This is a genomic window from Brakhagea slesvicensis, from assembly GCF_052161625.1.
Lineage (GTDB): Bacteria > Planctomycetota > Planctomycetia > Pirellulales > Pirellulaceae > JBKCUI01.
This window is the reverse complement of record NZ_CP197412.1, coordinates 193,782-205,525: the sequence shown is the minus strand read 5'-3', so window position 1 is coordinate 205,525 and position 11,744 is coordinate 193,782. Positions and strand designations below refer to the sequence as shown.

6 protein-coding genes are annotated in these 11,744 nt (G+C 54.0%); 4 read left to right on the top strand and 2 right to left on the bottom strand.

Features of this window, described 5'->3' with window-relative positions:
* Position 1 precedes the first annotated feature (1 nt).
* A complete protein-coding gene (locus SH467x_RS00765) occupies positions 2–1,336 on the top strand; it encodes a DUF1501 domain-containing protein (RefSeq protein ID WP_482369410.1) in 1,335 nt (444 codons plus the stop codon).
* Positions 1,337–1,368: 32 nt separating this feature from the next.
* Here the strand turns inward: SH467x_RS00765 and SH467x_RS00760 are convergent, their stop codons facing one another.
* Positions 1,369–4,359: a hypothetical protein gene (locus SH467x_RS00760; RefSeq protein WP_482369409.1), complete on the bottom strand. Its 2,991-nt coding sequence runs from the start codon at positions 4,357–4,359 to the stop codon at positions 1,369–1,371.
* Positions 4,360–4,872: 513 nt separating this feature from the next.
* On the opposite strand from SH467x_RS00760, the gene SH467x_RS00755 reads away from it, so the two are divergent.
* Together SH467x_RS00755 and SH467x_RS00750 are read left to right on the top strand one after the other, a co-directional pair.
* Positions 4,873–6,378, top strand: a complete 1,506-nt coding sequence (locus tag SH467x_RS00755; protein ID WP_482369408.1) for an efflux RND transporter periplasmic adaptor subunit — start codon at positions 4,873–4,875, stop codon at positions 6,376–6,378.
* Entirely contained in the window at positions 6,378–9,707 is a 3,330-nt protein-coding gene (locus SH467x_RS00750; protein WP_482369407.1) for an efflux RND transporter permease subunit, read from the top strand. Before SH467x_RS00755 ends, SH467x_RS00750 begins: the two co-directional genes overlap by 1 nt.
* A gap of 34 nt (positions 9,708–9,741) precedes the next feature.
* Here SH467x_RS00750 and fae read toward each other — a convergent pair whose 3' ends face one another.
* Positions 9,742–10,335: a formaldehyde-activating enzyme gene (gene fae / locus SH467x_RS00745; RefSeq protein WP_482369406.1), complete on the bottom strand. Its 594-nt coding sequence runs from the start codon at positions 10,333–10,335 to the stop codon at positions 9,742–9,744.
* An 89-nt stretch (positions 10,336–10,424) separates the two neighbouring features.
* On the opposite strand from fae, the gene SH467x_RS00740 reads away from it, so the two are divergent.
* Entirely contained in the window at positions 10,425–11,720 is a 1,296-nt protein-coding gene (locus tag SH467x_RS00740) for an ATP-grasp domain-containing protein (RefSeq protein ID WP_482369405.1), read from the top strand.
* Positions 11,721–11,744 lie beyond the last annotated feature (24 nt).

The following is an 11,744-nucleotide window of genomic DNA, read 5'->3' as shown; positions in this document are numbered from 1 at the left end:
CATGCCGTTCCCTCTCCCATCCATTCACCGTCGTTCTGCGATGGCCACAATCGGTACCGCCGCCAGTTGTGCACTCCAAGCGTTTGGTTCTACGCCCATCGCACGCGCGTTGTCGTCGCATAACGATTCCGCGTTGCCATTCGGCAAAACAGAACATGTCATCTCCATTTGGCTCGGTGGAGGAATGGGACAAATCGATACGTTCGATCCAAAGGCGAAGGGAGACCCAAAAGGAAAAAAACCTGGCTCCTACTATGACGCGATCGAAACGGCCGTTCCTGATGTCAAAGTCTGCGAGCATTTGTCGGACATCGCGCCTTGGATGGATCGTATTACCGCGGTCCGAACGGTTCATCACGAAGTCATCGATGAACACGCAGCCGCGACTAACCGTATGCACACGGGGAGACCCGTTACCAATACCGTGGTCTACCCATCGATCGGTTCGATCATTGCCCACGAGCGAGGGGCCGCGAGCGAGTTCGCGCCCTCGTATGTATTGATCGGTTACCCAAATCCCACACGCGGTCCCGGTTTCTTAGGTGCAGCCAGTGGTTATCTCTATTTGACCGATACGAGCAAAGGGCCGTCGGGTCTTTCCCGTCCTCCCGAGGTGACGACCGATCGTGAAGCTCGGCGGACTCGCATGCAGGATCTGATCCGCTCGGCATCGAACAACCTGTCGGACCGCGTGGAAAGTGGCAGCAAGCTTCAAGAATACGAAGCTGCCATGACCCAAAGCCGAAAACTGAGCAGTCCGGAATTCATGTCGACCTTCGATTTATCGCGAGAACCCGATGCGCTGCGGAATCGATATGGAAGTGAGTTTGGACAACGCTGCTTACTCAGTCGTCGTTTAATAGAGCGTGGAGTGCGTTTCGTCGAAGTCTCGCACAATTTGAATTTCCTCAACGGTGCGGGATGGGATGTCCATAACGAAGGGATTCTGCAACAGCATGCATTGATCCGCGAACTGGGGCAAGCTATGGGGGCACTCCTCCACGACTTGAATGAGAAGCGACTTCTCGACAAGACGCTGGTTGTCATCACGACCGAATTCGGTCGACCACCGGAGTTTGATAGCGGTGGAGGACGTGGACATCAAGGAAAAGCGTTCACTTGCGTGCTGGCGGGTGGAGGTCTCCAGCATTGCGGCGCATACGGAGAAACCGATGAACTCTCGAAAAAGATCGTTTCGAATCCCGTGAGCGTGCCTGATTTCTTCGCGACGATGTGCGCGGCGTTGCACATCGACCCCTCGAAGAATCTGTTCGATGGCGATCGTCCTGTCCCCATCACCGATGGCGGAATCCCTATCGCACGCTTGTTCGCCTAAAGGCTAGCGCGAAGGGAGTCCCCTCTCTTGCCCTATCGAAGCTGCACCTGCGGTGCGACTTGCACTCCCGCGCCGAGAACCTCGATCGCCGAACCGTTCTCGGGACGGTACAAGGTGTCTGTCGGCGCTACGCTAGCCGACACAGGCAGAATTTCGCCTGCCCCCCAAGGCTTGGAGGTTTGGGATTCTTGCTCAAGGATGACCTCGGGAGTCGCTTGCGGGAACCCATACATTTCCGACGTAATCGGGCCTGGATCAACCCAGATGTTTTCACCGTCAACTCGGATGGTGCCCAAGTCTTGATCCAAGTTCCGTCGCTGAGCCTCGTAAAAGACCCATACTCCGAGGAACGTGTTCTGGGCATTGAGGAGGTCCTGCAAGGCTGAAACACTGTCCCGGGCTGCCGTCGGACCTGATGCGAGGCTCAGATTTTCACGAATCAAACGAAGGTCTTCGTTGATGATGATCTGTTGTGCAGCGATTCGGACCGCATAGCGTTGCAATTCAAAATTGTATTGATTGTAACGCAGGTTTCGGATCTCGTTTCGAAGCTGTTGCCACACGGCATCTTCGTATCGGTAGTAGTTTCGCTTTGCCTGTTGGTACTCGATCAACACCTGCCGGTATTGGTTTCGCTCTTGCATGCGAGTGAGAGGCGAGTCCCATTGCAAGCCGGCCCGAAGCCGTCCCGTCTTACCACGCAGCGACAACGGATTGTCCGTTGCGTTTTGAATGTCGCCGCTAAATACGACATCGAGCGAGCTCTCCAAATTGTCCGCCACAATTTCAATGGCTCGCCAAGAATCTACGAGCGAGGCACGACTGTTCATCCAGTCCAGTCGATTCACTCGCGCGATCTCGACGGCTTCTTCCGGAGCGATGTCCACCTCGGGAAGAATGACACTCTCCACTCTTGCACGCGCCTGAAGCACCTGCAAGGACAATGCATCTTCCGCAAACTCGGCTAGCAACGATTGGCTGGGAAGAATCGCTTGATCCCGCAATGTTTCGTACTGCTTTCGGGGGTCCTGCTGCTGCCCGGAAGCCAGAACGCTTTGCATGTCGGAGTCGATCTTCTTGAGGATCTCTTCTCGCTGCAAAAAGCGGTTCTCAATTTTGTCCAATTCAGCCTGCAACAAATCAGGGAGAGTGGGTAGATCTGTGGACTCTAGCAACGCCATGTCGAGCGAATCCGTGGGCAACAATGCACAGACCGTATTTCGTTCTTGCTCGTACATCTCGCGAAGCCGTGCAAGCGATCGTTCTCGCGCTGGGAGAACCTCTCTCAACCGAGCCAGATCAACGCGGATCTCTTGGATGTCCTGTTGCAAAATCAACATGCGAAGATTTTGAAGCCGCTCAATACGGTTGCGAATCTCGCTGATTGCCTGGGCAGTTGTATCGGACCAGACCAGTGTCCGGAACTTGTCGCCGGTGGCTTTGTCTGTCTCGATCACACTTTCTTCCAGGATGATGGTGTTCGCATCACCGATGTCTTCGCGAAGCTCCCCGATCTGGGCACGTCGGTCCCGAAGATTGACGCTGATCAGATTGAATTGATCCAAGATTGGATCCTTGATCTCGATGCAAACGTAAGGAGGCAGCCCGAGGGTTCCCTTGAAGTTGTCGAGGGAGTTCTCATAGCTAAATCGCGACTGCAACAATGTCGCCTGCGCGGAGATCAACGCTTGTCGAGCTTGTGCGACCTGCAACTGTTGGCTGGGGATCGCGTCTTGTGAAGCCGGGATAATGGTCAACTGCTCCCGCAGCGTGTCTTCGAATCGTGCCAGGTTGTCGCGAAGGCGAGCGACGTTTTCCTCGGCGTTCCGAATCTGGAGCTGATTTTGAACCAGCCCGAGGAACCCACCTACTTGAGGAACCGCTCCACCACCACCAAATCCCGCACCTGCATTGTTCTGCACATTGCCGACGGTACCAAAACCGCCACCCAGCCCTGTGAAGCCTTGCAAACCAGCACCCCCGAACAATCCACCTCGCCGGGTCGGTCCTGCGTCGTTATTTCGTCCTACGGTCACGTTCAGATAGAAACCGGTTCGGTATCTTTCAAAGGCTCGCACGTTGTACAACAACGTCCGTTCGGCGAGGGTTAGACGCTCCATGACAACATCGCGTCCGCCGCCGCGCAACAAAGGTTGTATGAAGCTGAAGTCGATCACCGTCGTGGCGGTTTGTGTGTCGGGACCTGCAAGCTGCCAGGTGAGCGAGTTTGCCAAACCGACAATCATTTCGGCACCGTTCGTGAACTGGCGTTGGAGCGAGATTCCTCGGGCACCTCGCGAGAACACACCATTGCTCAACGTCGAACTGCTGTTGCCACCGCCGCCGCGGCGCAGCTTCCCATCAGCTGTGTATGCAGCGCCATATCCTGCAAAAAGCTGATTCCCCAGAAAGAATCGCTCCGTGCTAACGTCGAGCGCGGATAGATAGAGCGTCTCGATTTCCTGTTGGTAGGAGGTGTTGTGCAAGGTTGCCAGTCGGACGGCCGCGTTGGCATCGAGTACGAGAACACCGCGTTCGTCCAATGGAAGGTACTGCCACCATACCGGATTCTCGGACGTGTTCGTCTTTCCGTTCACATCCCACAGGGGATAATGCTTCTTTCCGTTTAGCACCTTCATGTACTGATGGGCTACATCATCGTCCTCGGGCATAGGAGGCCGATCGGGATTGAACGGGTCAAACATCCGCGACTCTCGCCGCATCTGAACGCCTGGAATTGCAGGCGCAGACGCATCCACGACTTTCTCGTTCACCAGTTCACAAACTTCTTGATCCGCTCGCTGGCGGTAATGGGCGCGATTGCAACCTGCCGGAAGGGAAAGGATGGGTAGGGTGGCTACGATCAAGGTCCCTCGAATCCACCGAGCAAGCCTTTGTCGCTTTTCCGCTTTCGTAATCATCAACCAGCGCCTCAAGGAAAGGAACAATAAGGGTTTTAAGGGATCTTTCGTCTCTTTCGGCTTTTGCGGATCTTGTGCTTGATGCCGGGAATACCAACTCATCACGATTTGCGGAAATTACCAAACTTGCCGATTCTGCCAGGAAGAGCTGCGGCGTCCGGATTCCTCCTGGAGGGCTAGATCCAAGCGAAATCGACGGAATAGCAGGGAAATACAACGGTTCTCCGCCCGACGACGCAACATTTCCGATAACTTCCCCGTGAGTCTCCGAGGATCGCCCTGGCGGTGCCCCCCCGGTCGCGACATGCTTTTCTTGAAAACTTCACCCCCAAAAGTCCTGGAAGCCTATGCTGAATCGGTAGCGTCTTAATGCCGCTCCCGATCCGGTTGGCGTCAAACTGGACAGGGAAATACACTGTTATGGATTGCGAGACGGCCTTTTCGTGTCGGCTCCCCATTCTTTTCATCGCGAAGTTCAAATCTGTGAGCCCAGTTTCCAACCCCCTTCGGACTTTTTTTTACGCGTTGGTACTCCCCTCAGCCATTGTTGCTATCGGGATTGGCGCCCTGGTCTCTATGGGGACGCAGGAACCGAGAGAAGCTCGGAGGGATGGAATGGACCCGGCGTCCAGACTGGGGAGGCTGCAAATTGTTTCGGTGGCTCCTGTCGAAGCCTACGCGGGAAACAAATCGCTCGATATCAGCCTGAACGGTACGGTAGTTCCCTTTCGACGAATCACACTGGCCGCCGAAGTCGGCTCGAAAATAAAAACGAAGAGCGCCAACTGCCGGCTGGGGCGCTTTGTGAAGAAAGGAGAAGTACTCTTTCAACTCGATGCCACCGACTTCGAACTAGATGTACAACGACTTCAGGCGCTCCGAGATAGCGAATACTCGCAACAGCGAGAGTTAGATCAAGAAGTCTCCAACGCCAAACGGTCTCTCGAACTCGCCGACGAAGAAGTTGAGTTACAGGAAAAAGAAATCAAGCGACTGGAGTCCCTTCCTGCTGGCCTGGTCAGCGCAAGTGAACTGGATCAAGCCCTCCGAACTCGCCTTACGAGCGCCAATCAACGCCTCACAATACAGAACCAACTTCAAGTTCTCGAGACGCGACGAATTCGAATTCAATTGGCCGAGAAGTTGGCGGCCGCCCAACTTGCCCAGTCTGTCGTCAACTTGGAGCGGACCAGCATCCGGTCCCCGATCGACGGAGTGATCGTAAGTGAATCGGTCGAGGAAGATTCCTACGTCGCTAAAGGTGCAACACTCTGCGTGATCGAAGATACCCAGCGGGTCGAGGTATCATGCAATCTGCGAACCGACCAATTACTCCTCGTCTTAGACCAAGACTCTGGTACTGGGAAAGCGGGCTCGAGTGTTATACAAGCCTCCAGCTACGAACTGCCACGAACACCTGTCACCGTCAGCTACCGTGTCCCCGGGCGCGAGGATATCGAGTACGCATGGGAAGGGCACCTCAGTCGATACGAAGGAATTGGGCTCGATCCGAAAAGTCGTACGGTTCCCGTCCGCGTTACGGTCGATAAACCTCGCGAAGTCTATCGCAACAAGGAAAAAATCGATGAAGAATCGAACGGCGGACTCCCAGCCCTAGTTAACGGAATGTTCGTCGATCTCGCAATCCATACGAAACCGACTCGCGAATTCGTTTTGCTCCCCAAGCTCGCATTGCTTCCTGGAAACCAAGTCCTCACGTTTCAACCCTCCCCGGAGTTGATTCGCGACGAATCGAAGGAAACGATTCAACGAGAGAATCAAAACAATGCACCGAAGCCTGCCGATGCGGTTGATTCGTCGAAGGCCCGTCTCCCTTCTAAGTCGGAGGAGATCCAAATTAACGTTTCGGAATGGGAGCCAGGACGCATTCAGGTTGTGAATGGGGTAAAGGTAATCCGAACCGTCCGCCCACTTGGCCCCGAGGGGGAAGAGTATTGGGTAGCCGAGTCGATTCCGTCGCTTGCCCCAGGAGTGCTCGCGGTTGTATCGCCGATGGCAACACTTATCGGAGATGGATCCGATACCGCACGATTCCAAAAGAAGGATGGTACCTCTCAAGGCGTACCGAGCAAGAATCTCCAGGATGGAGGGACGAAGTAATGCAAAATGCGATTCGTTGGGCGGTTAACAATCTCGCGGGTGTGAATGTTCTCAAAGCGATCATCTTGGTGGCTGGACTTTTTTGCTTCTTTTCGATGCGACGGGAAACGTTTCCCGAGTTTCAGTTGGAGGTCATATCGATCGCCGTTCCCTATCCAGGGGCTACTCCTGATGAAGTAGAAAGTGGTATTTCGCAGAAGGTGGAGGAGGCGGTTCAATCGATCTCGGGGATCAACAAACTTACCAGTATTTGCCGCGAGGGAGCGGGGTATACATTGGTGCAATTGGATCCCAATGTGAAAGACGCCCAAAAGATCCTTTCCGAAATCCGATCGGCCGTCGACCGCATCTCGGTCTTCTTTCCCGAACGGAGTGAAAAGGCGACGGTTGAGCAGATTACTTTTCGACTCCCTGCCATTCGAGTCGCGGTCATCGGACCGGATGATCGTTCCAGCGCGGCAGAGACACGGTTGAGGAACTACGCGGAAGTCGTGAGGGAGCGATTGCTCGAACTTCCATCGGTGTCCCAAGCGAACTTGCAAAACATCAAACCGTATCAGATCGACGTCGAGATAGACGAAGAGACGTTGCGCAGCTATGGACTGACACTCGATCGCATCGCAGAAATTTTGCGAAGAGAGAATATCGAACTGCCGAGTGGCCAAATCAAAAGCGATGGCCAAGAAATCCTGCTTCGAGGGAAAAACAAACGGGATATCGGCCAGGAAATCGCGAAGCTCCCAGTGATCACTCAACCCAACGGAGTCGTTCTCACGGTCGGTGATATCGGAACAGTGCGAGATGAATTCGATGATGTCACCGCCATCAGTGAAATCAACGGCAGGCCCGCGATCACTATCGAGATTTCACGCACCAGCGACGAAGATCTACTGAATATATCGGACGAAGTTACAGCATTCGTTGCAAGAAGCGAGGCTCCCCAAGGGTATGCACTGAAGGCATGGGGGGACGAAAGTGTCGATGTACGCGATCGCATTCGGATGCTTCGCGAGAACGGCTTGCAGGGGGGGATCATCGTCTTTCTTCTCTTAGCAGTCTTCCTTGATTTGCGGCTTGCCTTTTGGGTTGCAATGGGAATCCCATTGAGCCTCATGGGCGCGGGGATCGTGCTCTACTCCACCGGCGCAACGCTGAACATGCTGTCGATGTTCGCTTTTTTGATGGCAGTCGGAATTGTCGTGGACGATGGAATCGTCATCAGTGAGAACATTTTCGCGCATCGAATGATGGGCAAGTCGAACTTGCAGGCGGCTATTGATGGTGCCATCGAGGTGCTCCCAAGTGTCTTTTCCAGCGTCGCGACCACCATCATCGCGTTCATGCCGCTCTTCTATGTTTCCGGTGTGATGGGCAAATTCATTGCCGTCATGCCAGCAGCGATTATTGCTATGCTACTGTTTTCGCTTGCAGAAGCCTCCTTTGCCCTTCCGGGACACCTGTCTCACGAGCACCGTGAACCCAAGACGACCGTCCAACGCATCTTGACCTACTGGTCTCGCATGGTCGATCAAATAGAGAGAGCCTTTCGCTGGATCGGACGACCGGCCAATCGATTCTTGGACTGGTTTGGTGAAAAGTTCTACGGGCCTCTCCTCAGACTCTGTTTGACCTACCCAACTCTCCCTATCGCCATGGCTTTCACCGCGGTGATGCTCGCTGCAGGAATGATTCGATCTGGTGCGGTCCCGTTTGAGTTCTTTCCTGCCCTCGATGGGAAGACGATCATCGGTCAAGTCATCTATCCAGATGGCACGCCGGTAACGATCACACGAGAAGCTGCTCGACAAATGGAAACGGCCATTCGCGATGTAAGCGAGTCGATTGCGGACAGGGAAGAGACCGAGGGTACCAGTAAAACCCCACCTCCCTCTGATCCTAGTGCTCCAAGAGGCCCCGTGAAACTGACCTACTTGCAAGTCGGATCTGCCGCCAACGGAGATCCCGGCGGAGGCGATCGAGTATCCGGTTCCCATGTGGCGCAGGTGCAAGTAGAAATACACGATGCAACCGATCGGAACGTCACCAGTGATGAACTTATCCAACGCTGGCGTGAAAAAGCGGGGATCTTTCCGGGCGCTGAGCGAGTGACCTTTCAATCCGCCAACATCGGTCCCGGAGGAAAACCGCTTGAATTCAAAATCCTCGCACCCCGCAAAGACGTGGTGGCATTGGAAGCTGCAGTAGAAACCGCGAAACAAGCCCTTGGGAATTTCGCTGGAGTCTACGACATTCGTGATGACTCTTCGCCAGGAAAAATTGAATTCCAGTTCTCAGTACTCGAACGGGCGCAGTCTCTCGGCATAAGCGTTGCCGATCTATCAGAAACCGTTCGCAGCGCGTACTACGGCGCCGAGGTGATGCGTCTGCAGCGAGAGAGACACGAAGTCAAATTGATGGTGCGATATCCACCAGAGCAACGCCGCTCGCTCGCGGATCTGCAGGAACTGCGAATTCGAGGTGCCGATGGAATCGAAAGGCCGATTACCGAAGTTGCCAAGATTGTTAAAACGCGAGGCTACTCAGAGATCAATCGACTGGATCAAATGCGATCGATCACAGTAAGCGCCGAGGTGGATACCGCGGTAGCCAACGCGGCGGTGGTTGCAAAATCACTCCAAGACAACATGATGCCGAAACTTCTGCAGCAATACCCCTCCTTGCGGTTTCGTTGGGAAGGTCAACAACAGGAAACGGCCGAGTCTTTCGGTAGTCTTGCGATCGGGTTTATCTTAGCAATGGCCTGTATGTTCCTACTGCTGGTTTTTGAATTCAATTCGTATCTTCAGCCTCTTATCATTCTCGCCATTGTTCCATTTGGTATGGTAGGCGCTATTTATGGTCATGCGTTGATGGGCCTGCCGCTCACGCTTTTTAGTATGTTCGGAATGGTGACGTTGGCTGGTGTGGTCGTGAACGATTCCATCGTCCTCGTGGACTTCATCAATCAATGCGTTCGAGGAGGCATGCCCGTTCGGGAAGCACTCATGACGGCTGGTTCCCGTCGGTTGCGCGCTGTCTTTCTGACGAGCGTTACGACGGTAGCCGGATTGCTGCCGATGTTGCTAGAGAAATCCTTCCAAGCGCAAGTCCTCATTCCGATGGCAACGAGTCTTGCCTTTGGTTTGCTAGGTTCCACTGCACTAGTTCTGCTTATGGTCCCTTTTCTCTACCAGTTCTACGCAAAAATCGCTTTCACGAAGGATCAAATGCAGGGCATTTGGGAAACCGATTCCGAGCCACGCGAACAGGGGGCCGAAAAGGGTCCCGCGCGTGACCCGGTAAGCGGTTCAATACAAACCGCCCATTGACAACATTCGTACTTCGAACGAGGAACCGATTGGATTACAACTTTCCATCAAGCGCGAGTTGATGGAAGAAGTGGGGGACGGACTCCTGATTCTTGAGGAGCCAATCGATCGACGGTTCGTTGTTCATGGCTTTCGCAATCGCTTTCGCTGTTGCTTCGCGATTCGTTTGGAACAAGAGCTTCGGATCGTAATCAACGTCGACGATCGATGGGTCCAGCCAAACCGATACGATGATTCCGAGATCGTTCGCTTTACTCTTCGGAATGGAACCCGCTCGAACCGCGTCTAATACTCCGTGCGCGATCGCAGCTTGCACGGTCCCCATCAGGATGTTGGTGTACTTCTCATTGTTGACGGTCACCTTGCTGACCATGATCGTTGCGGGCTTCACCTGCACATCACTATTGAGGATCGCGAAGACTTTGGTATGACCCTTTACTTGATTTCCGATTAAGCTGGCGAACGCATAGCCAACAGGACCATCGAATTCTCCAATGATGACTTCCGGTTCGGCTGCAGACCATGCTGGTTCGGCTTCGACGAGTGCCTCACCGGTTCGCAAAATAATCCGACCGGTTCCCTTGCTCTTGGTTTTGACTGGTTTCGCAGTAGTTTTTTTCTTTGCCATGTCGATGTTTACTTTGGAAAGATGAAGGTGAAAAGCGGATGAGCCCTGGCGAGCATTCTAAACGTCGGCAGGCCGAAAGCCACGTCAAAATGGCTACAGTTCGCCCCCTCGTGAATGGGAGGGCCCTGGTATTTGGGTTTTCTTGTCGCGCACTTGCGCAGTCCGTTCGACGCGCAGGGTTGGAGCCCTGGGTCATCGACTGTTGCGGCGATCGGGATACCCTGGATACGGCGGCAAGCTATTTCTATGTGGATTCTCTCGACAACCTTCCCATGCTCATGGAGATCGTCTCGGGTTGGCGTTCGGAAGGTGAGTTCGAATCGGTGTTCTTCGCAGGGGGAGTCGAGCGACTGCGCGAACTTCCCCACTCCATAACGGCTGGCAGCAATTCCCCTCCCTTTTCACGTATGAGATCGTGGGAGACCTGGGCACGATGGGCCGTCCAATCCGGGATCGAGTTCCCGGAAACCCATTCAATTCTTGAGTCGCAGTCGTACGGTCAAAACCAACCATGGCTTCAGGGGAGATTCGACGATGCGTGGCTGATGAAAGACCATTCGCAAGCAGGAGGAATCGGAGTTTCTCGCTTCGATCCAGCGATTGCGAGACGGAACTGCGAGGCAGAGAGTGACACGGGCGGATCAAACAGTCGTCTAATTTTGCAGCGGCGAATCGAAGGGCAAGGGTTTGGGTTATCGTTTTTGAGTGGTGAAGAGGGAGCAATTACGCTTGGGGGCGTTCGTTCGTTACCCCATCATCCACATCCATGGAGCGAATTCATCTATCGGGGTTCGTCGGGGCCGATTGTTTTGTCTCCGTGCGACTGGGAGCGATTGGACCACTTTGCAAAATGCGTGACACAGGAGTCCGGTTGGCTCGGTGTCTGGAATGCCGATTTCATACGCACAGCGGACGACCGTTGGGTCTTATTGGAAATCAATCCTCGGTGGAGCGCCGGGATGGAGCTGATTGAGAGAAACTGGGAACGATCCATTGCTTGGCATCATAACAACATTTGCGGCAACGAACTCGATCCACTTTCGTGGGGAGAGCAGGAACGCGTCATCCGTCGAGAGAGATTACAAAGCGCTGCACCGGTGAGCAAAGAAATCCTGTATCTAGCTAAACCATGGAAAGTAACGCATCGAGCGAGCGAGGCGATGTGGGAGAGACGTTTTCAGAGAAGGCTCTCTGAGACGGAAACTAATTGGTTCGGCGACATCCCCGTTCCGGACGTGGAACTGGGGGCTGGATTTCCACTTTGCAGTCTATTCATCACGTTGGAAGATCGGAGCGCATCCTATGACCGATCGCAACAGATCAAAGATTGGATACAACAGGAGCTCGGTATTCCCATTGCTCTCTCGGAGGAGCGATGCGAATAGAGAATGTTCAATGCTTGAGACTAA